Origin of the sequence: Streptomyces sp. NBC_01142 (assembly GCF_026341125.1) — a bacterium.
GTDB lineage: Bacteria > Actinomycetota > Actinomycetes > Streptomycetales > Streptomycetaceae > Streptomyces.
In genome coordinates, this window is sequence record NZ_JAPEOR010000003.1 from 1769433 (window position 1) to 1794691 (window position 25259).

General features: G+C 68.4%; 22 protein-coding genes and 1 pseudogene. 9 read left to right on the forward strand and 14 right to left on the reverse strand.

Annotated features, from left to right (window positions below):
- Nucleotide 1: 1 nt before the first annotated feature.
- Nucleotides 2–487 carry a carboxymuconolactone decarboxylase family protein gene (locus OG883_RS42295; RefSeq protein ID WP_323181070.1) on the reverse strand — a complete coding sequence of 162 codons (486 nt, stop codon included), beginning with the start codon at nt 485–487 and terminating at the stop codon, nt 2–4.
- Nucleotides 488–558: 71 nt separating this feature from the next.
- Here OG883_RS42295 and OG883_RS42300 point away from each other — a divergent pair, with 71 nt between their 5' ends.
- Nucleotides 559–1446 carry a LysR family transcriptional regulator gene (locus OG883_RS42300; RefSeq protein WP_266553000.1) on the forward strand — a complete coding sequence of 296 codons (888 nt, stop codon included), beginning with the start codon at nt 559–561 and terminating at the stop codon, nt 1444–1446.
- 36 nt (nt 1447–1482) lie between these two features.
- On the opposite strand, the pseudogene OG883_RS42305 reads toward OG883_RS42300, so the two are convergent.
- From OG883_RS42305 to OG883_RS42345, 9 genes and pseudogenes are all read right to left on the reverse strand, one after another.
- Nucleotides 1483–1632: pseudogene (locus OG883_RS42305) on the reverse strand (DUF2625 family protein); the annotation flags it as partial.
- 39 nt (nt 1633–1671) lie between these two features.
- On the reverse strand, nt 1672–2586 hold the full coding sequence (locus OG883_RS42310) for a replication-relaxation family protein (RefSeq protein ID WP_266553002.1): 915 nt from the start codon (nt 2584–2586) through the stop codon (nt 1672–1674).
- Nucleotides 2587–4505: 1919 nt separating this feature from the next.
- Nucleotides 4506–4934, reverse strand: coding sequence for a TIGR03668 family PPOX class F420-dependent oxidoreductase (locus OG883_RS42315; protein WP_266553005.1), 429 nt, complete (start codon nt 4932–4934; stop codon nt 4506–4508).
- 128 nt (nt 4935–5062) lie between these two features.
- On the reverse strand, nt 5063–5887 hold the full coding sequence (locus OG883_RS42320) for an LLM class F420-dependent oxidoreductase (protein ID WP_266553007.1): 825 nt from the start codon (nt 5885–5887) through the stop codon (nt 5063–5065).
- 996 nt (nt 5888–6883) lie between these two features.
- Complete coding sequence (locus OG883_RS42325; protein WP_266553010.1) at nt 6884–8587, reverse strand: multicopper oxidase family protein; 1704 nt, start codon at nt 8585–8587, stop codon at nt 6884–6886.
- Between the two features lie 1112 nt (nt 8588–9699).
- Nucleotides 9700–10641 (reverse strand): ornithine cyclodeaminase family protein, encoded by a 942-nt coding sequence (locus OG883_RS42330; RefSeq protein WP_266553013.1) that lies wholly within the window; start codon nt 10639–10641, stop codon nt 9700–9702.
- Nucleotides 10638–11771 (reverse strand): pyridoxal phosphate-dependent aminotransferase, encoded by a 1134-nt coding sequence (locus OG883_RS42335; RefSeq protein ID WP_266553016.1) that lies wholly within the window; start codon nt 11769–11771, stop codon nt 10638–10640. The genes OG883_RS42330 and OG883_RS42335 overlap by 4 nt, the downstream gene beginning before the upstream one ends.
- Nucleotides 11772–11776: 5 nt before the next feature.
- Complete coding sequence (locus OG883_RS42340) at nt 11777–12421, reverse strand: transcriptional regulator (protein WP_266553019.1); 645 nt, start codon at nt 12419–12421, stop codon at nt 11777–11779.
- Nucleotides 12422–13060: 639 nt separating this feature from the next.
- A complete protein-coding gene (locus OG883_RS42345) occupies nt 13061–13777 on the reverse strand; it encodes a hypothetical protein (protein ID WP_266553022.1) in 717 nt (238 codons plus the stop codon).
- Nucleotides 13778–14481: 704 nt separating this feature from the next.
- Here OG883_RS42345 and OG883_RS42350 point away from each other — a divergent pair.
- Both OG883_RS42350 and OG883_RS42355 read left to right on the forward strand, forming a co-directional pair.
- Complete coding sequence (locus OG883_RS42350; RefSeq protein WP_266553024.1) at nt 14482–15915, forward strand: RNA polymerase sigma factor; 1434 nt, start codon at nt 14482–14484, stop codon at nt 15913–15915.
- Nucleotides 15916–16135: 220 nt separating this feature from the next.
- On the forward strand, nt 16136–16318 hold the full coding sequence (locus tag OG883_RS42355; RefSeq protein WP_266553027.1) for a response regulator transcription factor: 183 nt from the start codon (nt 16136–16138) through the stop codon (nt 16316–16318).
- Nucleotides 16319–16381: 63 nt separating this feature from the next.
- On the opposite strand, the gene OG883_RS42360 is transcribed toward OG883_RS42355, so the two are convergent.
- The 3 genes from OG883_RS42360 to OG883_RS42370 all read right to left on the reverse strand — a co-directional run bounded on the left by OG883_RS42360 (nt 16382) and on the right by OG883_RS42370 (nt 18473).
- A complete protein-coding gene (locus OG883_RS42360) occupies nt 16382–16795 on the reverse strand; it encodes a hypothetical protein (RefSeq protein ID WP_266553030.1) in 414 nt (137 codons plus the stop codon).
- A 237-nt stretch (nt 16796–17032) separates the two neighbouring features.
- The gene (locus OG883_RS42365; RefSeq protein ID WP_266553033.1) at nt 17033–17458 is read right to left on the reverse strand and encodes an ATP-binding protein; all 426 of its coding nucleotides are present in this window, start codon (nt 17456–17458) and stop codon (nt 17033–17035) included.
- Nucleotides 17459–17750: 292 nt separating this feature from the next.
- On the reverse strand, nt 17751–18473 hold the full coding sequence (locus OG883_RS42370; RefSeq protein ID WP_266553036.1) for a hypothetical protein: 723 nt from the start codon (nt 18471–18473) through the stop codon (nt 17751–17753).
- A 653-nt stretch (nt 18474–19126) separates the two neighbouring features.
- On the opposite strand from OG883_RS42370, the gene OG883_RS42375 reads away from it, so the two are divergent.
- From OG883_RS42375 to OG883_RS42400, 6 genes are all read left to right on the forward strand, one after another.
- A complete protein-coding gene (locus tag OG883_RS42375) occupies nt 19127–19429 on the forward strand; it encodes a CU044_2847 family protein (RefSeq protein ID WP_266553039.1) in 303 nt (100 codons plus the stop codon).
- Between the two features lie 242 nt (nt 19430–19671).
- Complete coding sequence (locus OG883_RS42380) at nt 19672–19956, forward strand: hypothetical protein (protein ID WP_266553042.1); 285 nt, start codon at nt 19672–19674, stop codon at nt 19954–19956.
- Complete coding sequence (locus tag OG883_RS42385; RefSeq protein WP_266553045.1) at nt 19953–20351, forward strand: hypothetical protein; 399 nt, start codon at nt 19953–19955, stop codon at nt 20349–20351. The genes OG883_RS42380 and OG883_RS42385 overlap by 4 nt, the downstream gene beginning before the upstream one ends.
- Nucleotides 20352–20816: 465 nt before the next feature.
- Complete coding sequence (locus OG883_RS42390; RefSeq protein WP_266533284.1) at nt 20817–22061, forward strand: IS110 family transposase; 1245 nt, start codon at nt 20817–20819, stop codon at nt 22059–22061.
- A gap of 175 nt (nt 22062–22236) precedes the next feature.
- Nucleotides 22237–22635: a hypothetical protein gene (locus tag OG883_RS42395; RefSeq protein ID WP_266553045.1), complete on the forward strand. Its 399-nt coding sequence runs from the start codon at nt 22237–22239 to the stop codon at nt 22633–22635.
- A 465-nt stretch (nt 22636–23100) separates the two neighbouring features.
- Nucleotides 23101–24345: an IS110 family transposase gene (locus OG883_RS42400; RefSeq protein WP_266533284.1), complete on the forward strand. Its 1245-nt coding sequence runs from the start codon at nt 23101–23103 to the stop codon at nt 24343–24345.
- Nucleotides 24346–24809: 464 nt separating this feature from the next.
- Here OG883_RS42400 and OG883_RS42405 read toward each other — a convergent pair whose 3' ends face one another.
- On the reverse strand, nt 24810–25250 hold the full coding sequence (locus OG883_RS42405) for a hypothetical protein (protein ID WP_266553048.1): 441 nt from the start codon (nt 25248–25250) through the stop codon (nt 24810–24812).
- Between the last annotated feature and the right edge of the window lie 9 nt (nt 25251–25259).

Sequence of the window (25259 nt, forward strand, 5' to 3'; positions counted from 1 at the left end):
GTCAGCTCCAGGACATGCCGACCGGCTGACGGACCACAGCGTTGAGACAGTTGAACATGCTGGTCACGCGGGTCAACAGGATCAGAACGGATAGCTGCTGCAAATCGAAATGTGCGGACAGTTGCTCCCACAGTTCGTCCGGCACCGCGTCCGCAGAGCGGCCGGACAGCCGCGTGGCCTTCTCGGCCAGCTCCAGCGCGGCGCGCTCGGCATCGGTGAAGAACGGGGTTTGCCGCCAGGTGGCCACCGCCGCCACCCGCTCGTCGCTCTCGCCTGCCTTGCGCAGGTTCTGCACGTGGGCATACACGCAGGCACTGCAGCCGTTGATCTGGCTGGCGCGTAGCGCCACGATCTCCCTCAGCTCAGGGGGGATGCCGCCCGGGTTGACCGTGTTGCAGATGCTGCCGATACCTGTCCTCGCGTCCGGCGACACGAATGCGGGGTTCTCCATGCGTGGTTGCATGCCCTCAACCTTCTTGCAGGTCACAGGCGTGATCAATGTAGACTTCCGCGCGGTTCGATAACCGCTGGGTTATCGCCGGAGGGACTGGGGAGCCGGTGGAGCTGCGGGACATCGAGATATTCCTGGCGCTGGCCGAGGAACTGCATTTCGGCCGGACCGCGGAGCGGCTGCACGTCTCCCAGGCACGCATCAGCCAGGCCATCAAGAAGCAGGAACGGCGCATCGGTGCCGAACTATTCACCCGCACCAGCCGCACTGTGCGCCTGACCGAGATCGGCCGACAGTTCCGTGACGATCTGCAACCCGTCTACGCGGGCCTACATGAATCCCTGGAGCGCGCCCGGCTGGCCGCCCGCGGCATCACCGCCCGGCTCCGCGTGAGCATGCTGCCCTTTAACGTTCTTGATCTTCATCCCTGTTGGAAGGCGTTCCGCTCACGGTGCCCGCAATGGGAACTCCAGATCCGCCCGGCCCCCTTCAGAGATCCGTTCGGCCAGCTCCGTAGCGGTGACGTGGACGTCGTCGTCGCCTGGCTGCCGGTGGAAGAGCCGGACCTCACCGTCGGGCCGACCCTTTGCACCGACTCCCGGGTCCTTGCCGTGGCCACCGAACACCGGCTCGCGGGACGGGCTGCCGTGCCACTGGAGCTGTTCGCCGACTTCCCGCACGCCACCGCCCCGGACATGCCGGACTACTGGGAGGACAGCTACTTGCCCTTCCACACCCCACGAGGCCGGACGATCGAGCGCATCAAGCCCGTGGCCAACGCCGATGAGCTGATCAACCTGGTCGGCATGGGCGAGATCATCCACAGCTTCCCCAGCCACGTCACCAAGTACTGGAGCATGCCGAACGTCCGATGGCTTCCCATCCCCGACATGTCGACCATGGCCTTCGCCCTGGTCTGGCGGACCGAAGCCGAGAACGATCTCGTCCGCGCTCTGGCCGACACGGTGCACGATCTCGGCACGTTCCGATTCTGACGCCACCTGCGCCGGCCCGGCCACGGGGCTGCCAAAGACCCGCAACCCTCCGTCGTCCACCAGCAGACCGCCACAGTGCAGTACCACCGCACCCAGGTACGACCTGGCCGTGACCTGCAACTGGAGAAGCGACGCCACGCCGCCTGCCTCAACCGCCAAGAAGCCGACGGCGTTGGATGGCGGCATGGTGAGGCCAAAACGGGAGAAGAAGAAGCGGCGGAGTCATCACAGGTCGGCCCACGGGCGAGGCTTGCCGCCGGCCAGAGGCACCCACACGGCCTGGGCGGGACCGTGTTGCTCGATGTCTTCCAGTACGGCGGCTCCGAGCCGGACTTCACGGGCGAGGGCCGCTACGAGCGGGTGCTGGGCAACCATCGCCTGCAGATCGCTCATCCGATCGTCCAGCCTGGATCGGGAGGCACCGGTGAGCACGAAGAGCACGCGGGGGAAGACCGGATACCAGCGGAGCCAGGCAGGACCTGCGGCGGCCGGCCTACGGCGGCCGACGGGCTGGGCCTCGTACTGGAACAGACGGGCGTACTCGATCAACTTCACAGCCAGCCGCTCGCTGCTCATGGTGCTGCGATCGACTTCCACGAACGCGCGCAGCTTTCGCCGGTGTTCACTCTCGACGACGGTGTAGTACATGACAGCGTCGGCCACAATCCGCTCGCCCTCCCCGATGGAGTGAGACACCTCAGGCGTCCAGTCCCAGGGGCCATGCTCGTGCCCGAGCCGACGGGCGTCTGCGGCAAAGGCCAGATGCGCGCGCACGACGGCGAGCGTGTGCGGGGTCTTCAACGACGCTGCCGTAGTCGAGGTGATGGGGTAGGGCGGCCGCCCCCGCAGGACAGGCAGATCCCGGGTCAGACGCGAACCTTCCTGCGTGAGATACCAGGCGTTGGTACGTGAGCGGTTCGCATCCGGCAGCACCGTGCAGTTGGCGAAGCCGTCGGAGCGCAGCTTGTTCAGAACGCGGGACAGCAGCTGCCGCGTGCCGTCCGGCCGCAGCATCCGGCGCAGCTGGCTGGTGGTGGCGATGCGGTGCTGGGCGAGCGCGGCCAGCACCTGGTGACGCAGGGGTTCAGCGGGGCTGGGGGCCAAGCTGGTGGCCGGAGTGCTCAGTGCGAGGCTGGTCATGCAAGTTCCTTTCGACGCACGCCTGCGGCCTGGGCGCTGAGCACTGGGCGGCTCCAGTCGAGGCGACGTTGGGCACGCCGCAGCCGACGCACGTCCAAGCGCTGCTCATGTGGGAAGTTCCTTCCGCGAGCCGTGGAGGTTTCCGTCAGAACCTTCGGTTGGTGATGAGAAAACCCGTTGGCCCCAACCAGACCCCCGACCACGAAGCCCCGACCATGGTCACGAACTCGAAACAGCCTCGCGGTCTGGACCGTGGTCGGCATCCATGCCCCCGACCACGAGGTTGCGCCGGCGCGCACGGACACCTTGCTGTGGAGCCGTGACCAGCCTCGGTAAGGCCGCTGACGCACTGCGCGGAGGGCGGCACCACGGAGAAGTTCGGCGATGGCCGGTCCGCAGCAGCCGCGGCTGCTGCGGGGCGCGGTGGCGAGCCACGCCATGCGCGGAGCGCGCGCCTCACCCGTTCAGGGAGCGCGGAGCGCGCCCAGAAGTCCCCTCCCGTGCTACAGAGTTCGCGTCGGAGTTGTGCACGATGCTCGCGCCCACCCGCTGGACAAGCGGGGGCAGGAAGTTCGCGACCGTGCGGGCCTGAATCGCCAGACCCGTCATGGGGGCGTCCTTAGCACCGTGCACTCGGCGGACGATTCCGTCAGGATGTTAGCTGCGGACGGAAGGTCTGTTGCGCCCCATGTTGCGGTGGATGTTGCGCTTTGATGTTGCGTCAGGTGTTGCGCTGGACGTTGCGCGCCGTGGCGGTCGGCCTCCGCGCCACCCCAGGTCAACGGCCTGCGGGCGCGTGGTCGGCCTGCTGACATCCCCTCTGCTGCCACTGTCCCGCACCGGTAGAAGGATGAGTAAGGGATGGGGGGCGGGTGTGGTCGGGCGGCGGCCTCGGGGATCGGGCGCGGCCTGTGGGTCGCCTGCGCGTCGGCTCCGCCGTCGCGCTGGGTGTGTGGGGTGGTGGTGGGCCTGTTCGGCCCGTGTGGTGGTGGGGTGGAGCTGCTCGCGCGCCCCCTTCTCCCTCTCCTTCTCCCTCTCTGTCGCTCCCTCCTGTGGGGGTCGGTCTATGCCGGAGGCAGGCACACTCCCCCCGGGACTCGTCCGGATCTCCCGTACTCCGCAGAGGAGTTGGGCCCCGGAGGGGCTCTTTGGCTGAATGTGTCTATCGGCCCTGATGTCGGAAGCATCAGCTGTAGGGGAATGCCATAGCGACCGCCCTGCTCCGGAACCTCCCTTCAGAGATTCCGCGCCCGCGTGTGCGCTCCCACCGGGTGCGGGACCGGGCTGGCCTCGGGGGTGTCACTCTGCCGGAGCGGATCGGCTGGTTCGGGCCCGGCGGCGCCGCGCGGTGCGGTCGGCCATTACCCCTCCGGCCACCAGTAACAGCTGGGAAGTTGTTGAGCGACGAGTTCGGCCTGGCGAGGACTCGGCGGGGGGCGAGGACACGGCCACGATCTCGTTGCAGGCCGAGATTCACGTACAGGTCGCAGGCGGGAGCTCCGCTGCTCCTGGCATCGGGTGCGTGTGCCTGTGCAGGTTGCCGTGTGGTTCAACGGCGCTTGGGACGTTTTCCGTTGGCCGTTGTCTTGGTGGGGTTCCGGTTCGGTGGGGTGCCGGTGTTCCGTACTTGTGGTGCTGGCCGTGTCCTGTCTGGTGCAGGGCGTTGCATGTCTGGGTGAGGGTGGCGAGGATCGGTGGTGGGTGGGTGGGTGTGTGGGTGGTTCGTTGGCCGGCCTTGCTCAGAATGGGTGGTTGGTTGTTTGGGGTCGGCTGGGGGCGGGGGCGGGGGCTGGGTGGGGTGGTGGCTTTCTGGGGGGCGGCGGGTGGTGATCGGCCGGCAGAGGGATTGTATTGGGTGGTCTGTGTGTTGCTGTGGTTTCGGGTGTGGTGGCGGGGTTGGTGTGTGGGTGGTGTGCGGTTCATGTTGCGTGCCAGCCGCTCCAGCGCAGGACCGAGACTTCGATTACGGGTCCGGTGGGGGGCTGGTCGGCGTACTGCTGGTATTTCGCTGTGAGGAGGTTGATGCAGTGGGCGGCGTGGGGGGATTGGTCCGGTGGGGGGAGTACTCGGGCTTCGCCGTCGGCTCTGGCCCACCACAGGCGGTTCCAGTCTTCTTCGTAGTGGTCGGTGAGCAGACAGACCGACGGGTTGGCGGCGATGTTGGCCAGGCGTTTCAGCCGTGTTGTCCGTTTCGGTTTGTGGTCCACGGCCAGTGTTACTGTGTCGCTGTCCAGGGCGAACACCACCGGTACCAGGTGGGGGTGGGCGGTTGCGTCGGCTGTCGCGAGATGGGCGATGCGCGCTGCGGCGAACAGCTCTTGTGCCTCAGTGCTCGTCAGAGCGGGCATCGCACCCCTTTCCGGCGGTTGTGGCGGTCACGGCGGTCACGGCGGTTGTGGCGGTTGTGGCGGTTCCTGCGGTTGTGGGTTGTCGGGTTGGTCCCGCATTCTTCCGGGGTGTCGCGGTGTGTGGTGTCTCAGCGGTACCGGGCAGCGACTGCGGCCAGCCGGTCCAGGTACTCCAGCGTCTGTTGTTCGGGCATTGTCGGCAGGTAGAACAGCAGCCGCTCGACCCCCAGTCTGCTGTATCCCTCGATCTGTTCGGGATCGTCGGGAGCCGCGTACACCGTGACCGGTACCTCCCGGCCGGCGAGGGCGCGCAGCCGCTCGATCAGCGGGCCGAGCTCCTGCGGCGGCAGGCTGTTGGCCAGCCAGGCGTCTGCGAGCTGCGCCACCCGCCCGAACGCGCCCTCGCCGCCGCCGACGTAGATCGGCGGATGGGGGCGCTGTACGGGTTTGGGCCAGGCGTAGACCGGGTCGAAGTTCACGAACTCGCCGTGGAACTCGGCCTTCTCCGCGGTCCACAGCTCTCGCATGGCGCGCAGCCGCTCGTCGGTGAGCCGGCCGCGGGTGGAGGGGTCGGTGCCGTGGTTCCTCATCTCCTCACGGTTCCAGCCGGCACCGACGCCGAAGATCACGCGGCCGCCGGAGATCAGGTCGAGCGAGGCGACCTCCTTCGCCGTGATGATCGGGTCGCGCTGCGGGATCAGTGCGATGCCGGTGCCCAGCAGCAGCCGCTCGGTCACCACACCGATCGCGGTCAGGGCGATGAAGGGGTCGAGGGTGCGGTAGTACATTTCCGGCAGCTCGCCGCCGCCCGGGTAGGGCGTCTGGCGGTCCGCCGGGATATGGCTGTGCTCGGCGATGAACAATGAGTCGAACGCACGTTCCTCGAGGGCGGTTCCGAGCGGGGCGGGGCTGATGCCCTGGTCGGTGATGAAGGTCGAGACTCCGAATTTCACGACGGCTCCGTCGAGGTCGGGTACGGGAAAGGGGCGGGTGGCACAGATCTGCTGACTACCCGCCCCGGGCGGTCCCGCTCCCATGACCACCCGGGAGAACCATCGCGGAGTACGGGGCGGGGTCCGCGGTCGCACGTACGCGCGGGGGTGCCGGCACCCCACCCGCGGTGTGGTGTCTTCGCCGGCGGGCAGTCCCGCCGTGCCGCGTCCGCGAGGCCCGCGGACACCGGCCGAGCGGACACCGGCCGAGCGGACACCGGCCGGCGGGGCGGTGGCCGGCCGGCATTGATCCGGCGCGGTGTCCGGCATGGATCTACCGTGGTAGACAGCGCAGGCGGCGCATGCAGCCGGCCTGGGCAGCCACCGTCCGTCGGCGGTTGCGCGCATGCTTTTGCCGGCAGTACAGCGGTTGTGAAGCGGTGGATACGGGCATGCTTGCCGCCGGCTGGAGCAGTGGACCGGACACGCCGGTATGCGTCCGGTCCTGTCTCGGCGTATCGCCCGTGTTGAGTGTTGGGGCTTTCTTCTGCTGGACTCTTTGGACACTGGGCAGTGTCGTTTCCGCAGCGTGGGTCGGCAGGCTCGTCGGGAGTTCGGTTTGCCGTCGGGCGGTCGGGGCCAGGCTCCGGAGCGGGGACTGATTCTGGAACCCGGCCGCGTCGCCGGCGTTGTGTCTCATGCGGTGGTCCGTTCTTCGTTGTGGCCCTCAGGGTTTTCAAGAGGGTGTGAGATCTTGCCCCCCGCGTACTCTGACTTGCTGGTTCCCGGCCCGCTGTGGGGCTGAGGTGGTCTTGTGGTCCACATCTGGTCCGCAGGGCAGGGGCGGCCTGTGGTGGTACATCGCGCTGCTGCACCTGGACGATGCCCGCACCCTGTGGAGAGACCACGTCAGCCGTCCTGGAGATCTGATCTGCAGAACCGGGTCGGCCGGTTGGTCGGCACACGGCACTCGGTCCGTTTTCGGCCTGCGCTGGTACGTGGGCGCTGGTGGGTGAGCTATGCGTCGTAGGTGAGGGTGGTCATCATGCCGGATTCCGAGTGGTAGATGTTGTGGCAGTGGAGCATCCAGTGGCCGGGGTTGTCGGCGTCGAAGTCGAGGACGAGTTTGTTGTGGGGCAGGACGGGGGCGGTGTCTTTCCGGGCGCCGCGGGAGTCGATGCCGGCGAGAGCGTATGTGTGGCCGTGGAGGTGGACGGGGTGCCACATGTCGGTCGCGTTGATGACGACGAGGCGCACGCGTTCGCCGTGTTCGATGCGGTGGACGCGGTCGGGCGAGTAGGGGCGGTGGTCGATGCCCCAGTCGTAGTTCTTCATGCCGCCGGTGAAGGTGAGTTTGAGGATCCGGTCGGGTCTGCGCCGGTCGAGTTCGACGGTTTCGTGGGGCCTGAGTCGGCGTGCTGAGGACAAGACGTCGCGCCGCAGTTCGGCGGGGCGGGCGGTGGGGCCGGGCAGTGCGCCGCTTGCTGTGCGCAGGACCGCCATGGCGGCGCCGTTCTTGCCTTCGGCGAGTGCGGTGAGCGGGAAGACGCCGTCTTTCGCGCTGATCAGTACGTCGTACCGTTCGCCCATGCCGAGGAGCAGGGAGTCCGTCCGGTGGTGGTGTACGGGGAAGCCGTCGCTGTGGGTGATTGTCATCCGGTGGCCGCCGAGTGCCACGCGGAACGCGGTCTCGGCGCCCGCGTTGATGATGCGCAGCCGGATCCGGTCGCCGGGTCTGGCCCGGAACTGGGTCGGGTCGTCGGGTGTGCGTCCGTTGATCAGGTAGTGCGGGTAGGCGACGTCGCCCGCGTGGCCGCCGAGCAGCGGGCTGCTGGCGCCCGTCATCAGCCGGCCGTGTCCCTTCCCCTGCTGCTGCGGTGAGGGTGACGCGTCGTCGGGCTCCGGTGCGCGGGCGCCGGGCGGCCCGTATCCGGCCGCGATTCCTCCGGAGGGTTTGGACGGTACGGGCCGGGTGCCCCGGTCGTGCCCGCGCTGGTGCGCGGAGCCGCCGTGGCCCATGGCGGGCTTGCCCTTGCGGAGCTGGTCGAAGACGTCCTCGGGGCTGGAGCCGCCGACTCCGTCGATCCAGTCGTCCAGCAGGACGATCCATTCCGCGTCGTAGGCGAGGGGCTCGTTGGGGTCGTCCACGATCAGCGGCGCGTACATTGCGCGGTCGATCTGCAGGCCCAGGTGCGGGTGGAACCAGTATGTGCCGGGGTGCGGCGCCTGGAAGCGGTAGGTGAACGACCCGCCCGGTTTGATGGGCGGCTGTGTCACCTCGGGCACGCCGTCCATCTCGTTGCGCAGGGCGATGCCGTGCCAGTGGATCGTTGTGGGTTCGGGCAGGTGGTTGGCGAGCGTCATCTCGAGTGTGTCGCCGGCGGTGATCCGTACCGCTTTGCCGGGCAGTTCGCCGTTGTAGGTCGAGGTCCTGACGGTGCGTCCGCCGCCGATCTCGACCGTGGCCGGTGTGGCGGTGAAGGTGAGGCCGCGGAGCTTGCCTTCGGGGCTGGGCGTCCATGTGGGCCGGACCTTCTTGCCGTCCGTGGAGACGGAGCCTCCGGGGCCGGGGCCGGCGACCTCCTTTCCGGCGCCGGCTGTGGGGTCCGCGCCACTGCCGGAGCAGGCGGTGAGCAGTGCGGATCCCGCTGCGGCGATCCCGGCGCCGAGTACGGCACGCCGGGTGGGAGGGGTCGGACGGGTGTGATCCTGCCTGTACATGGTCCTCCGGTCGTTCGCACGTGCGCGCATCCCGCCCCGGGCGAGGGGGCGGTGCCCCGGGCGGGGCCTGACGCGGCACGAACCAGCATGGAGCACAATGCCGGAAACATGCGGTAAGTCCATATCGGTCTCGCCTGTCGTGCTCAAGGAATGCCGCCCGCTACGGCGGGGTACCCCACGGGCGCAGGCCGACGCTCAAGGGGGGGGCGGCGGCGGAGCCGGGGGCGGGGGCCGGGCAGCATGCCTCACGGCGCGGATTCCATGACGCAGAGTCCGTGAGCGCAAATGCCGGCCTGCGCGCAGGAAACCACTGACTCTTCACAGCAGTGCCAGATGCTCGACGGCTTTGCCGTCACCGGCGCCCTGGACCGCTGAAGAACCGGGCCGCGGCCCGGCCCGGCCGTCGCGGACGGCGCTCCCGGGTGAACCCGCAACCGCCAGAAGGCCGGTCCCTGTTGTTGAAGGGGTACGGGCCGGAGCAGACGGCAGACGGCAGACGGCAGAGGGCAGAGGGCAGAGGGCAGAGGGCAGAGGGGAGAGGGGAGGGGGGAGGGGGACGGTGGCCGTGTGCGGAGCGGTCCTGGGGCAAGGAGTGTGCGCCCGGACCGTCCGGTTCTGTGGCCGCTGCGCCGTTCCGCCGCTGCGCCGTTCCGCCGCTGCGCCGTTCCGCCGCTGCGCCGCTGCGCGCCGTAGCGGGGTCGGGTCGCACAGCAGGTCGGGGGCGAGGGTGCTGCTGGTCGTGGGGAAGGGGGGGCTGCAGGGCGCTGCGGAACCTCTGAGGGCGAGTTGCGCCGGGTGCCGGACGTTGGCGGCTGAGCCGTGTCTTGGAGCCGCCGTGCACGGCGACGCGCTGGTGCTCGCTGTGGCGAGGCCGCGCGGCAGTTCGCCGGGGTCACCGGGGTCGCCGGGTACGGGCTGTCGGCCGCGGCCGCGCCGGCACGTGATCACGCCAGAGCTGAACGGGGCGGGCGCAACGGCACCCTGACACCGGAGCAGGCTCTGCTCTCGCCCTGCCACGGACAGGTGGCGAACAGCTCGGGGTGTCTGACGTTTCGTTCCGTGTCGGCCCCGGGAGTTCCATGACAGTCATGGCTCTCTCCGGTCTGGGGTGTTCACGGCAGGAGCTGGTCGAGGACGGCCGAGGCGAGTGCCGCGTCGAGTGCTCCGACTCCGGTGAGGTCGGCGACCGTGACCGCCGTGTCCGGCCGGTCGACGGGTCCTTTGAGCAGCAGGCCGGCGGCGGTGTCGCCGTCCTGGGCGGCGGCGCCGGCGCGGACGGCGTGGCCGAAGTCACCGTGGTCGAGGCATTGGGCGTGGTCGTCGGTTGCGATGAGCCGTGCGCGGTGAAAGAGCGCCGGCGGCAGCTCGTTCTTGTGCGGCATGTCTGTGCCGATGCCGGTCACGTGCGTGCCCTCGCGCACGTGGGCGGCATCCAGGACGGGGGCTGTTGCCGGAGTCGTGGTGATGATCATGTCGGCGTCGGCCGCCTCTTGTGCCGATACGGGCCGGGCGTGCAGGCCGCGGGCGTTGAGCTCGTCGCACAGGGCATTGCTTTTGTGCGGGTTGCGGCCGTGGACCAGCACCATGCTGAGCGGGCGTAGCCCTGCCAGCCAGGTGGCCTGGAGGCGGGCCTGTTCGCCGGTGCCGAAGACGGCCAGTGTGACGGCGCCGGGCCGGGCCATGGCATGGGTGATCAGGGCGCCCGCGGCAGCGGTGCGCCAGGCGGTCAGCAGGCCACGGTCGTCCAGGAGCGCGCGTACCTGTCCGGTGCGGGCGCTGACGACGCAGACCAGACCGTGATTGGACGGAAGGCCGAGGCCGGGGTTGGCGTAGAAGCCGGTCGCGATCTTGACGGTGAAGTCGGTGGCACCGGTGATCCAGCCGGCTTTGACGTGGCAGTCCCCGCCGGCTTCGGGGAAGTCCATGTGCAGCGGCGGCGGCACGCTGGTGCGGCCTTCGGCATGCGCGATCAGCGCGTCACGGACGGTGTCGAGGACCAGCTGTGAGGTGGCGGCCCCGGTGATGGCGGCCGTGCCGAAAACGGGGGGAGTCATCGGCGTGCTCGCATCCACTGGGCGAAGGCCGCCAGGCCCTTTTCAGGGTTGCGGCGGCCGATGCCGATGCGGAACCGGTCGGCGGGGGAGGCGGTGAGCTCGGAGCGGTAGATACTCGCGGGCAGCAGCAGGACACCTGCTTCCTCCACCAGACGGGTGCAGAATCCCTCCACCCCGTCGGCGCCCAGGTATCGGGGGTAGGCGACGCATCCGCCGTCCGGTGCCTGCCACTCGAAATCGTCCGCGAACTCGGCGAAGAACGTCTCGAAAGCCGGCAGGTTGGCCGTGATCAGGGCCCGGTTGCGCTCCATGATCGTCTCGCGGGCCTTCAGCGCGATGCGGGCCAGGACCTCGCTCGGCGCGGAGTTGCAGATGGTGGTGTAGTGCTTGGCCCGCTCCAGGCGCGAGCGCAGCGCGCGGTCGCGGCAGGTGATCCAGCCGATGCGCAGCCCGGGCAGCCCCAGGGACTTCGAGGTCACGTTCAATGACAGGGCGCGCTCGGACAAGTCGGCGGCTTGCGGCAGGGCGCGGGCCGGGTCGCGCTCGAGGCCGCGGTAGACCTCGTCGCTGAACAGGTGGATGCCGCGCTCGTCGCACAGGCGGGCCAGCGCGGTGAAGTCGGCGGCGCCGATGACCTTGCCGGTGGGGTTGTTGGGGAAGTTCACCGAGATCACCCGGGTGTTCGGCCGGATCGCCGCCGCCACCGTGTCGAGGTCCAGGGCCCAGTCCCGGTCCGCATCGAGGGCCACGCCGGAGACCTCGCACAGCGCCAGCGGCACGGTCTCGGCGGCCTGGTAGTTCGGGGTCACCACCACCGCGTGGTCACCCGCGCCGAGCAGGACGTTCATCGCCAGGTAGAGGGCCTCCTCGGCGCCCGCGAAGCAGATGACGTCGTCCGCGTCGGCGTGCCCGTACGTCTGGGCGATCACCTCGCGCAGAGCCGGGTCGCCGAAGGTCTCGGTGTAGCCCAGGGACAGGTTCTCGAAGGCGTCCCTGTCCTTGTCGTCAGCCAGAGCGAGCAGCTCGCCGAGTGTCATGGTCTGGACGTCGGAGGCGGTCAGGTGGTGGCGGGCAGTGAACTCCCAGCGGGAGAAGTACGTTTCCAGACGGAAGTCGGGCAGCCGGGTCATGGTTGTCAGTCCTTTGCGTTCAATGCTCTGAGCTCGGCCAGCAGGCCGTAGAGGGTGGACCGGGACACCCGCAGGGCCCCGGCGACGACCGGCGCGGCGCGGCGCACCGCAAACACCCGGGCCTCATCCAGCCGGCCGAGGACGGCCAGGCGGTCCTGGCGGGTCATGCGTTCGACGGGGCGACCCGTTTCGCGGACATAACTGCCGACCACCTGCTGGATGCGCTCGGACCAGTCCTTTTCGAACAACGGCTCGGGGCGCTGCAGGGCCGGCGCCCCGAAGGCGGACAGGACCGCCGCGGCCTGTTCCAGCGGCGTGCGGTCGAGATTGATGCACAGCACCGCCGACGGCCGGTCCTGCGCGTCCCGCAGGACCGCGCTGACCGATGACAGACGACGGCCGTCCGCGAGGAGTTTCTCGTACGGCCCGTACACGTCCTGCGCCGACGGGTCGAGCTCGTCCAGTTCACCGAGTAGCGAAGGATCCCCCGGGCCCCGGGAGGCCATCGGATTCCAGATCTCCAGGACCCGGTCGGTGTCCGGATCATGCAGGACCACCTCGGCGTACGGACCGAGCAACAGCGCGACGGCCTGACACACCGGCGCCCACATCCGCACACGAGGGTCCCTGTCCTCTTCCGTTTTCCCCATGCCTGGACTTTAAGTCCAGCCTGGACAAAAAGTCCAGGGGGGGGGTGTGGGCGGCGACGGGATACTCCCGCCCCCTGGGAGCCACCGGCATACCGAGCCGGAACGCCGGCCGGGCACCGGGCCGCCCGGCCAAAACCTCTCCGCAACCCCGACCCCCAGCCCCCGCAGCAACAGCGTGCATCCGGCACGAGGGCTGCCAGCCCCGTGACCTGCTCAGCAACATCACCACCGCACAAGCCCTCGCCGGCGCACGTGAACCGGCAAACCAGCACCTCGATCACGACCGCCGGGACACCACCGGCCGACGCGTCGGCAAGCCGTCACACATGCCCCCAGTACCCCCCCGACCGACGGGAGTCCCGCAGCCAGGACAGCACACCGGCGAAGTACCGCACCGAACCCGGAACTTGAGCACACCCCCAGACCACTCGGCCGACTCCACCACCACATTCGGCAGATGCGGCAGCACCCGCCCCAACCCCCAGAACCACACACCCCAAGCACGCCCAGTCCAGCAAGGCCGCCTCACAAGACCAGCGCCAGACCCCGTTCACGTCCACCCCGGCTGGGCGGGCCGATCAGGATGGACCAGCCCGCCGCCGCGCGGAGCGAAGACGCGAAGTGTCCTCACCCGCGTTCTCAGGTCCCTGGTCCTCCGCTACGGCGCCCGCGATGCGCCAGCCAGGCGGCACTACTGCCGAACCCCAGCGCCGCCACGGCCGAAGCTGCCACGGCGGCCCCGGGGAGGTGGTGCTGGAACGACGGTTGGTCCGGGCGCGTGGTCCGGCCCTCGCCCCCCAGGCTGCCCCGGTCGTTCGGGAGCATCGGGTCACCGGTACCAGCTGCGCCGCCCGAACCCTCTCCTTCGCCGGTGGAGCTGTCGTCCTGCGAACCCTCTCCTTCGCCGGTGGAGCTGTCGTCGTTCATGGATCCGCTACTGCCGCTGGATCCGCTGCCGGTGGACCCCCCGCCGGCCGTTTCGTCGTCCTTCGTGTCTTTGCCATCGTTCTCTGCGCCAGGGACGCCGCCGGGACCGACATGAACCGGCTCGGGATCCCGTCCTGCCGTGACGCCGCCGGGGCCGGCATGGACCGGCTTGGCATCCGAGCCTGCGGGCGGGTGGTGCCGGGAAGGGGCCGGCTTGTCCCGGTGGTCACGGCTACCCGAGCCGGAAGGGGCCGGCTTGTCCCGGTGGTCACGGTCCCCGGTCACCAGGGTGGTGACCACCGGCCCGGTGGATGGGGCATGGACGCGCCCGGCGGGCAGCGCCTGGGCCGACGCTGCAGGGGCAGTCAGCGGCAGAAACGCCACTGCCCCGGCCACCGCGGCGATGACATGCGCATGGTGCCGACGCATTCTGCACTCCTTCATTCAGGCGGGGCCTGGTGCCCCGCTCAAATACAGGAGTCCCGACCGAGCCGGACACCAACAATTTTCCGCGACTGTTTTCCCCCGGCATGACGAATCCCTACTGAGAGATGACACAAACAGTGGTCCGGACACGACGCCGCACAGGGCATCGGGCAGGGCCGAGCGGACTCGCGAAGATCACACATGGATGCCGATATACGAAGTCCGCTTCATCGCCTGGACGCTCCGCCGTACTTACTTTGAAATCCACCCTGACCAGACCACGGTGAAACCTTCAGCATTTCAACAACCCGGCCCGGATCTCCCCCCGGCCATGACAATTTTCAGCGATCCGCACATGCAATGTCTGCATGTTGATCCTTCGTCAGACCGCCGCTGAGCGCTCCCGCACCCTGCCGGAACGCGGCAGGGATCCGCGTAGTCATCAAATTCCTGTTCCCGGACGAACACTGACGGCACAGGCGAACCGTGGCGCGGTCCAGGATGCCCGGACCCACAGTCCGGCATCCGGCTCGACCAACCGCGGACACCTACACCGGCCGTCCACATCGGTCAAGTGACGGACCTTCGTGGCTAGAGGCGAACTCGATTACCCGGAAAGCCTTGACGACACAAGGGATGGAACCACTGCCGGCCCGCCCCCGGATGCCGAGATGCACAGGTGAGCCATGAAGCCTACCGTCGAAAACATGGACGACCGCGGAATGGTGTCCGCCATGCGGTCTGCCGATCCCAGAGGCCTCGCAGCGGCCTACGACACTTACGCCAGTCGGCTCTACGGCTACTGCCGCACAATTCTCCACAATGGTGACGCAGCCTCTGATGCCCTGCAGGACACCTTCGTCCTCGCCAATGAGCGCATCAGCCAGCTGCGGGACCCCGACCGTCTGCGCCCCTGGCTCTATTCGATCGCCCGGAACGAATGCCTGCATCAGCTGCGCAGCATGCGCCGTACCACTGGGCTCGACGACGCCGGCGAAGTACGCGACGAAACGGTCGACCTCGATGCCGGCCTGCATACCGACGAGTTGAGGTCCCTGGTCTGGGACGCTCTCGAAGGACTCAACCCACGCGATCGCGAAGTGCTGGAACTCTCCCTGCGACAAGACCTGGAAGGCGCCGATCTCGCATCGGTGCTGGGACTGTCGCTCAACCACACCCACGCGCTGCTGTCCCGGGCACGGCAACAGCTCGAGAACTCCGTGGCCGCGCTGATCCTGGCGCGCAACGAGCGGCAGGACTGCACCGAGCTGGCCGAGATACTCGAAGACTTCGACGGCACAATGACCGTGCTGCTGCGCAAACGCATCAACCGGCACATCGGTCGATGCGAAATGTGCGGTGACCGAAAGCGCCGCGAGGTCCGTGCCTCCGCACTGCTCAGCCTGCTCCCGGTCCCCGTCCTGCCCTCGGAACTCCGCGAACCGGTGCTCCACGCCGTCTTCGAACCGGCGGGGAACGAGCACCGACAGGAGGTGACCGAGCGGGCGACCCGGTTCGACGACAACGGCTGGCCGATGCCCCGCGACGTGTGGTCGCGCCGCATGACCCCCTCACCGGGCAAGACGGTGGCGGCCGGCGCCGTGGGGGCAGGAGTCCTGATCGCCGCTTCCTGGCTGTGGGTGGCAGCGGGCGAAGGGCCGGGGGACCAGGAGCACCCCACCCCCGGCACCACCGTGGTGACCCCCGGCGGCACAGTGCCACCAGGCGTCACGCTGAAACCGGGAGACCTCGTCGGCGACAGAACTCTGGGCCCGCACGAGACACTGCGACCGGGCGAGACCCTGGGACCCCCCGGCGGCCCCAAGCCGCCACCGTCCGGCCCGCCGAAGTACGCCCCCGACACACCTGCACCGGGCGTCACGCCTCCGCCCCCGCGGCAGCCGGACACACCGCCACCCGCAGTGCCACCACCTCCGGTGGACACCTCTCCGCCAGACCCGGACGTTCCCGTAGTGCCACCACCTCCGGTGGATACCTCTCCGTCAGACCCGGTTGTTCCCGATGTGCCGCCAGACCCGGACGTTCCGCCGGTTGTTCCCGATGTGCCACCAGACCCGGTGGATACCTCTCCGTCAGACCCGGTTGTTCCCGATGCGCCGCCAGACGAGCAAATCGATTGAGCGTGAGGTCACGGCGAGTTCGGTGACGTCCGCGTACGTGTAACCGTCGTCCACAGGCGGCCGAACGGGGCAACGCGCGGGGAAGAAACACCCGGAAATCTGCTGGCATCGAGGGCGGTCGAGGCTCCTGCCTGTGAGCGGGACACCAGGTTCCGCCTGACAAGGGACACGTGACATGCACGATGCACCTTCCCCTGTGCCGAAGCCATCGCACCCTGCATTGTCTCCGCGGGAACAGCAGGTCCTGCGGCACATCGCAGAGGGACGTACCTACGCCGGGACAGCCCGCCGTATCGGCATCTCGGTGCACACCGTTGACGGCTACCTTCGCAGGATCCGGGCCAAATTCGACGTCCACACCCAGGCAGAACTCATCCGGCTGGCTCTGGCGTTCGAGCTGTAGCGGCGGCCTTGCGACCCAGGGGCCTCATAGCCCCTGGGCCGACCCAACCGGACGGCTGCGACATCAACGTCCGGGGCAAGCGGTCAGAAGTCCATCGGGCGACCGGCGTGACCTGCGAACCTCACGGGTGTACGCGAAGAACATCGCGAAGCCGCTGAGTATGCCCTCCGTCACCACATGATCCGGACCCAAGGCGGCCCCGGCGAGGTGGAGCGCCATACGCAAGAGCGCCGCGGCCCTGGCACGCCGGCCCCGGGCCCGCAGCGGCGCCGCCGAACGCAGGAACCCGCCCGGATGCCGCCGAGCCGTCTCGCGCAAGGTGAGAAACGCCTGCACGCCCGCCACGATCATGATGACCGCAACGCTGTGCGATGCCGTGGCGGTGAAGTCTGCGGCGGTCCAGGCGGCCTCGACGGCGACACTGCGCAAGGAGGCCGAGACGAGGCGGGAGCTTCGGGTCGTCCGCGGTGTCATCATCGAGACCACCTCCTGCGCTCCGGCGGGGCCTTTCGTCCCGCTACACAGGTGAGAGCCGGGGCAGGCAGGAAGACCAACACAAAATGCCGGGGAATCTCCGCCGCTCGTCGCCGGCAGGGACACCAGCAGCGGCACGGGCGGCCCGCTCATCCCCCCGACCGGCGACAGCCCGCAGGTGGCCGGTGGCACGGCCGTTCACCCAGCGGCTCCGGACGGCGACCCCCGGCCGCCACACGCTCAACAGGGCCGGATGTTCGTGACACGGAGGCCTACGCGGACGCGGCGGCCCTCGTCGCTGTCGTGGATCTCGGTCCAGAGCGCGAGGAACTCGACGATTCCCGTGCCGCGGCCATGCTCATCGGGGGCGATATCGGCCCGCGGGGCCTGCTTCGCGACCGCAGGGCCCGAGTCGGCGACGGCAATGAGCAGCATGTCTTCGTCGAGGACCAGGAGGAGGGTCATGTCGGCATGGCCGTGCTGGACGGCGTTCGCCACCAGCTCGTCCACGACGAGCATGGCCGAGTCCCGCTCGTCCTCGGCGACCCCCCACCGGACGAGCAGATCGTCGGTGAAGTGGCGGGAGACGGGAACGGACACCTCCTGCGAGGGGAGGGTGAGGACAGCCTGCCGGGCGGTGTGCCGGAGGGAAGCTGACGTCGGCACCCGACGGGTCAGAGTGTCCGACGGTCCGGAGAGGAGCATCGTCGCCCCCTTTCGGAAAGGGATGTGACCGGCGGGCGGCCCCGATGGAAAACGCCCGTGCCGGTGCTGTCCGACACTGGTGTGAGCCGCGGACGGCACCAGGACCAACACTTTTCGGAAGGCTGCGTTCAGAACTTCTCCCGGACTCCCGGAGAGGCTCTGAACGCACACGCGAAAGCACCTCCGGCCGGACGGGAACGAGAACCTCGGTGATCTTCGTTCCCTCCGGGCGAAGGCGCATCCCGCTGGGCGGTCAGACCCTTGACAGCGAGTTCTGCGAGGTCAGGGAGTATCCCAGGGCCTTCTCGATTTCCCGGAGGGCCTTGAGAGACCCGCAAGCAATCTTGGCCTCATTGCTCAGGCCTCCGATCGCACACGTCCCCTTGATGGCCGAATCCACGGCCTGAGTGCTGAAGTCATAGGTGTACCAGCGCAGGTTGACCCCCACCGGACGCCAAGCATTGACGAGGTAGTCCTTCACCACGCTGTTGAACAGCATCGCGCTGTTCACCGGCGACGAACCGACCCTCGTTCCGGCCGCACCACCACGCACCTTCCACTGGCACTTCGGCGCCTTCGACCAGCCCAGGTTAATGCCCCAACTCCGCTTCTCGTAGGTCACGTAGCGCTTGATCGAAGCGTTGTAGAGAGCGAGCGACTGGTCAAAACGGATCGGACCGGAGGTCCCCTCCGCACCGCACTTCACGAACTTCCACTCCCGCTTGACAGAAGCGCTCCACTTGAGATTGATGCCCGAATCACGATGTGCGTAGTAGAGGTAGTCCTTCTCACGCTGGTTGTAGAGCGCCAGCATTTCATCGGTCTTGGCTACGCCGCCGGAGAACTGCAGCGACCACTGCTTGGGCGGCGAGTGGTGTGCGTGCGCCGCGGGGGCATGAACCTGGGATATCGCCGTCGCGGCCATAAGTGTCGCCAGGACACTGACGAGGGTGCGACGTGACAGGGCTGTAGACATCTGAAACTCCCCACAATTACCGATCGCCTGGTACGGATTGACTCGATAATGCGTGAACAGAACAAGCCAGGGAACTCACGAAATATCGGGTCTTGACAAGCGTGCACATCCCAGGGAGGGCAACGCCCGGCTCGCGCCATCGGCAGCCGAGCCGGCCAACGGGCTACGCCCGCGGCGGAACGGTCTGCCGGCGCGTCCGCGGCGAGCAGCCGATTCAGTGGAACTCCTCGCGAGGCCGTGACCCTCTCTTACCGGCCTCCCGGCACCTCCTCCGACCGATGTAGGCCGTGAACTGCCCTCGCTGACAGCCGAGTTGCTCCGACCCGCCACCTGGACGGCCTTCGACGCCGACCAGCACGACACCGCTCAGCCGGTGTCGAAGTGCTGTCCCTACGTACAGAGCCAGCCCGCAGGCCCGGGTGTCCGGGGGACGGCGGTTCCACCGTGCGGTCGGCGACATAGCACCGTGGCAAGGACTGGGCAGGTTTTTGGAACGTTTGGACGAGGCGGCCGTGCCCCATCGATGCGGCCACTCCGCCGGACTCCGCTCGCACAGGTCCATGGGGCTGGGAAAGACCAACTTGCCGGTCAGGCCTCACCGAATGCTTCAGGATGGGTATCGCCTTGTCAGGCTGAGCATGCGGGTGGTTGGGATGGCAGAACTGGTCGTGATGACTGTTGCCGACGGCGAAGGCAGCGCTGTCTTCGAAGTCGAGACCGGCCTGGCCGGGTCGGATCTCGAACTGGCTGCTGACGACGGTGTGGTGAGACGCGCTGAGACCTCGCTCCGCGAGGCCCTGGCGCGCGTCCGCCCTGCTCTGGTGCAAGTTTCGGAGACCGTCAAAGCACTGCAACCGGATGAGGCGGAGATCCAGTTCGGCCTCGAGATCATCAGCGACCTCGGCTCGGACTGCCGCAAGTACGAGCACGTGCGACACATCGGCATCCTCGGCTGACCCCAGACGCCCCCGCAGTACCCCGCTGCCGGCATCGCGCACCACCACGAAGGGAGCACCCGGTGCACCGGGTATCCACCGGCACCCCGCCGTCCGACGTTGCGGCGGTGGAGGAACCCCCGGGTCGCCCGTTATTCGCAACGGGGTGGGCTGCCCGCGGCGCTCGACGCCTGGGATCCGTCGAGCGCAGCGCTTCCTATAGACCCCTGCACAGCGCCCTGTGGGTGTTCTATAGTGGCGCTATGGCATCGACGACAATTCAGGTTCCGCGGGAGACCCGTGATCACCTCGCCGAGCTCGCGAAGGAGCGCGGCCTGAGCATCGGCCAGCTCGTCGAGGCCCTGGCCGCCGAGCAGCCGACCGCCGCGCAGCGCGCCGAACGGCTTGCCGCCGACCGGGAAGTTGTGCGCCGCGAGATCGGTATCGACATCAGCGACGAGGAGTTCGACCAGGCTCCCGACGTACTCGGCAACATCTACAAGATCGCCGCCGAGAAGGCCCGGACCGCCAGAGGCACCGCCGCGTGATCATCCTCGACACCAGCGCCGTCAAAGCGCTCGCCGGCGGCCACAAAACGCTGAACCTGCTCGCGGGCAACATGGCCCACACACCCGGCGACCGCCTCAGCGTCCCCGCCCTGTGCCTCATGCAGGCCGAAGCAGAGGAGGAGAGCCTCGCCCGCCGCCTGCTCGCCTTCTCCTCCGTCGTCATCGACAGCCTCGACACCATCGCCGCCGTGAGCGTCGGCACGATGATCCGCGACGGCTACGGCGGCCCGGACACCTGCCACGCCCTGTACTGCGCACTGCCCCGCCCGGAGTTCACCGGCCTGTCGATCCTGCTGACCGGCAACGAAGACGCCTACCCGCCCGGCGTGGTCACCGTCGACATCGACTCGCCCGGCATGCTGGGCTTCCACTGACGCGTCGGCAAAGCCTCTGCCGTGAGCATCGTGTCCAGCGCGTCGCACCAAGCCGGGGTACTTCCGGCGCAGCTACCGAGGTAGATACCGGAAGGCACCGGTACCGGCGCAGCTTCCGGCGCAAGTACCGGCACCCGCGCGACGCGATTGGTATTTCCACAGGTCAGCGATCCAGCGCACCTTCGGTGCGCGCCGGGGGCGTGGTAAATGCCGTGGCGTGCGCCGGAGGTGCTTCTGTCTGCCCTGACGTGGGCTGATGCCGGTCCGGGATGCTGGAGCGGTTCGTTCCGGCCGAAACCGATGCCTCTGTGATGCCGGTGAGCTCGCAGGTCAGCGTGGTGCTGGGGACCGTCCACGGGAACCGTGGAGTGTTGCTGCGAAGCACGTGCGTCAGAATTCCTGATCCACCCTGGTCCTCCCGGAACGGCGTACGACGGGTCCGTCCGCCAGGGAGGGAGCAAGGCCGTGGACGTACTGCACGAACGCTGCGCCGGCCTCGACATCAGCAAGAAGGACGCCAAGGTCTGCGTCCGCACCCCGAGTACGAAGCGGCGGGGGTCCTTCACGACCGAGACCACGACGTGGGGATCAACGACGAACGCGGTCCTGGATCTGCGGGACCATCTGCTCGCCGCACAGGTGACGCTGGTAGTGATCGAGGCGACCAGTGACTACTGGAAGCCCTTCTACTACGTGCTGACCGAGGGCCTGGACGTGGTCCTGGTCAACGCGCGGCAGGTCAAGAACCTACCCGGCCGCAAGACGGACGTCTCGGACGCGGCCTGGCTGGCCCAGCTCGGCGCCCACGGCCTGGTCAGGCCCTCCTTCGTGCCGCCCGAGCCGGTCCGCGAACTGCGCGACCTGACCCGGGCCCGGACCACCGCCACCCGTGAACGCGGCCGTGTGGTCCAGCGGCTGGAGAAACTCCTGGAGGACACCGGCATCAAACTCTCCGCGGTCGCCTCCGACATCATGGGCGTCTCCGGCCGGGCCATGCTCGAAGCCCTCATCCGCGGCGAAGCCGACCCGCGGGTCCTCGCGGACCTGGCCAAACGCAAGCTCCGCAACAAGATCCCCGAACTCACCGAGGCCCTGACCGGACGGTTCCGCGAGCACCACGCGTTCCTGGCCCGACTGTATCTGGATCAGTACGACCAGCTCACCACGATGATCGACCAGCTCACCGGACGCATCGAGGAGGCGATGGCCCCCTTTCGTGGCGCCCTCGACCTCCTCGACACCATCCCCGGCATCAACCAGGCCACCGCCGAAGTGATCATCGCGGAGACCGGCGGGGACATGACCCGGTTCGCCTCCGCCAAACACCTCGCGTCCTGGGCCGGGGTCTGCCCCGGCCACCACGAGTCCGCCGGCCGTACCAAGAACACGAAGGTCCGGCCCGGCAACCCCTATCTCAAAGGCGCCCTCGGCCTCGCGGCATTCGGCGCTGTGAGAACCAAGGACACCTACCTGCAGGCCCGTTACAAGCGGCTGACCGCCCGCCGCGGCCCGCTCCGGGCACTGGTCGCCGTCGAGCACTCGATCATCACCGCGATCTGGCACATGCTCACCGACAACGTCGCCTACCAGGAACTCGGCGGCACCTACTTCACCCAACGCGACCCCGAACGCGCCACCCGCCGAGCCATCACCCAGCTCAACCAGCTCGGCTACACCGTCACCCTCAACCCGAGGGAGAACGCAGCCTGACCGACAGCCCCGAACACCCGGCAGCCCTCCACGGCCACCGGGCACCCAGTCCTGCCCACACCCACCCTGACCTGCTGCTATTTACGCGTCAGGAGTTCGACCAGGCTCCCGACGTACTCGGCAACATCTACAAGATCGCCGCCGAGAAGGCCCGGACCGCCAGAGGCACCGCCGCGTGATCATCCTCGACACCAGCGCCGTCAAAGCGCTCGCCGGCGGCCACAAAACGCTGAACCTGCTCGCGGGCAACATGGCCCACACACCCGGCGACCGCCTCAGCGTCCCCGCCCTGTGCCTCATGCAGGCCGAAGCAGAGGAGGAGAGCCTCGCCCGCCGCCTGCTCGCCTTCTCCTCCGTCGTCATCGACAGCCTCGACACCATCGCCGCCGTGAGCGTCGGCACGATGATCCGCGACGGCTACGGCGGCCCGGACACCTGCCACGCCCTGTACTGCGCACTGCCCCGCCCGGAGTTCACCGGCCTGTCGATCCTGCTGACCGGCAACGAAGACGCCTACCCGCCCGGCGTGGTCACCGTCGACATCGACTCGCCCGGCATGCTGGGCTTCCACTGACGCGTCGGCAAAGCCTCTGCCGTGAGCATCGTGTCCAGCGCGTCGCACCAAGCCGGGGTACTTCCGGCGCAGCTACCGAGGTAGATACCGGAAGGCACCGGTACCGGCGCAGCTTCCGGCGCAAGTACCGGCACCCGCGCGACGCGATTGGTATTTCCACAGGTCAGCGATCCAGCGCACCTTCGGTGCGCGCCGGGGGCGTGGTAAATGCCGTGGCGTGCGCCGGAGGTGCTTCTGTCTGCCCTGACGTGGGCTGATGCCGGTCCGGGATGCTGGAGCGGTTCGTTCCGGCCGAAACCGATGCCTCTGTGATGCCGGTGAGCTCGCAGGTCAGCGTGGTGCTGGGGACCGTCCACGGGAACCGTGGAGTGTTGCTGCGAAGCACGTGCGTCAGAATTCCTGATCCACCCTGGTCCTCCCGGAACGGCGTACGACGGGTCCGTCCGCCAGGGAGGGAGCAAGGCCGTGGACGTACTGCACGAACGCTGCGCCGGCCTCGACATCAGCAAGAAGGACGCCAAGGTCTGCGTCCGCACCCCGAGTACGAAGCGGCGGGGGTCCTTCACGACCGAGACCACGACGTGGGGATCAACGACGAACGCGGTCCTGGATCTGCGGGACCATCTGCTCGCCGCACAGGTGACGCTGGTAGTGATCGAGGCGACCAGTGACTACTGGAAGCCCTTCTACTACGTGCTGACCGAGGGCCTGGACGTGGTCCTGGTCAACGCGCGGCAGGTCAAGAACCTACCCGGCCGCAAGACGGACGTCTCGGACGCGGCCTGGCTGGCCCAGCTCGGCGCCCACGGCCTGGTCAGGCCCTCCTTCGTGCCGCCCGAGCCGGTCCGCGAACTGCGCGACCTGACCCGGGCCCGGACCACCGCCACCCGTGAACGCGGCCGTGTGGTCCAGCGGCTGGAGAAACTCCTGGAGGACACCGGCATCAAACTCTCCGCGGTCGCCTCCGACATCATGGGCGTCTCCGGCCGGGCCATGCTCGAAGCCCTCATCCGCGGCGAAGCCGACCCGCGGGTCCTCGCGGACCTGGCCAAACGCAAGCTCCGCAACAAGATCCCCGAACTCACCGAGGCCCTGACCGGACGGTTCCGCGAGCACCACGCGTTCCTGGCCCGACTGTATCTGGATCAGTACGACCAGCTCACCACGATGATCGACCAGCTCACCGGACGCATCGAGGAGGCGATGGCCCCCTTTCGTGGCGCCCTCGACCTCCTCGACACCATCCCCGGCATCAACCAGGCCACCGCCGAAGTGATCATCGCGGAGACCGGCGGGGACATGACCCGGTTCGCCTCCGCCAAACACCTCGCGTCCTGGGCCGGGGTCTGCCCCGGCCACCACGAGTCCGCCGGCCGTACCAAGAACACGAAGGTCCGGCCCGGCAACCCCTATCTCAAAGGCGCCCTCGGCCTCGCGGCATTCGGCGCTGTGAGAACCAAGGACACCTACCTGCAGGCCCGTTACAAGCGGCTGACCGCCCGCCGCGGCCCGCTCCGGGCACTGGTCGCCGTCGAGCACTCGATCATCACCGCGATCTGGCACATGCTCACCGACAACGTCGCCTACCAGGAACTCGGCGGCACCTACTTCACCCAACGCGACCCCGAACGCGCCACCCGCCGAGCCATCACCCAGCTCAACCAGCTCGGCTACACCGTCACCCTCAACCCGAGGGAGAACGCAGCCTGACCGACAGCCCCGAACACCCGGCAGCCCTCCACGGCCACCGGGCACCCAGTCCTGCCCACACCCACCCTGACCTGCTGCTATTTACGCGTCAGAGCCGGTAGGTATCCGGGAAATGGCCGCTGACACCTCATTCTCATACAGGAGAAGAGGACTTCAACTCCTCTCAGCAGGGAGCAGCCCAGCGCAGCACTCAGGACGGCGGTACCGTGCCAGCGACGATCTCCTGGCTCGTACGCTCGGGCTGTGCAGATGCTCCTGGTCCTCCTCGCCGCCTACGGGACCGTCGCCGGGTTGCTCGTGCCGCCCAGGTCCCCCGCGAAGCGCACCCGTCCGGCACATCGCCCCCGCTGCAGCAGCGCATCCCGGCACGGCCGCCCGAGAGCCTCCCGGTTGCGCTCCTGTCGTACGACGTCAGGTTCGCGTATAAACGGCATCCGGCTGCGGCCACTGTGGTCCCTGAAGGGTCACGCCAGGCTGGTGAAGGAGACGACCGGGCCGTCCACCGTGTCGTTGGCCTGCACGTCAAAGATCCGCTGAGGAAAGGTCCGTTGCAGAGAGAGGCGCCACACGGTCGCGATCTCCTGGGCCAGCGCGAGGGCGTTCGCCTCGGACTCGGGGTCCTCGCCGATGTCGATGTGCTGCCACAGCCTGAACTGATTCAGGACCGCTTCGATCGATGTCGCGTCGCCGCCCAGCTGGTCGTGCCACGTCCGGAAGTTGCCGGGCTCGTATGCACGGTCCCACAGCACGCACCCCTCCACCTCGACGAATTCGGGCAGGAAGACGCGCGACAGGGCAATCCACTCGGAGAGCCCCACTCGCTGGGAGAGGAAGTCCAGGTAGTCGAGGCCGGCGCCTGCAGCCTCTGCCCAGTTCTTGATCTGCGGGTCGTTCATCGGATCCATGCGGTGTCC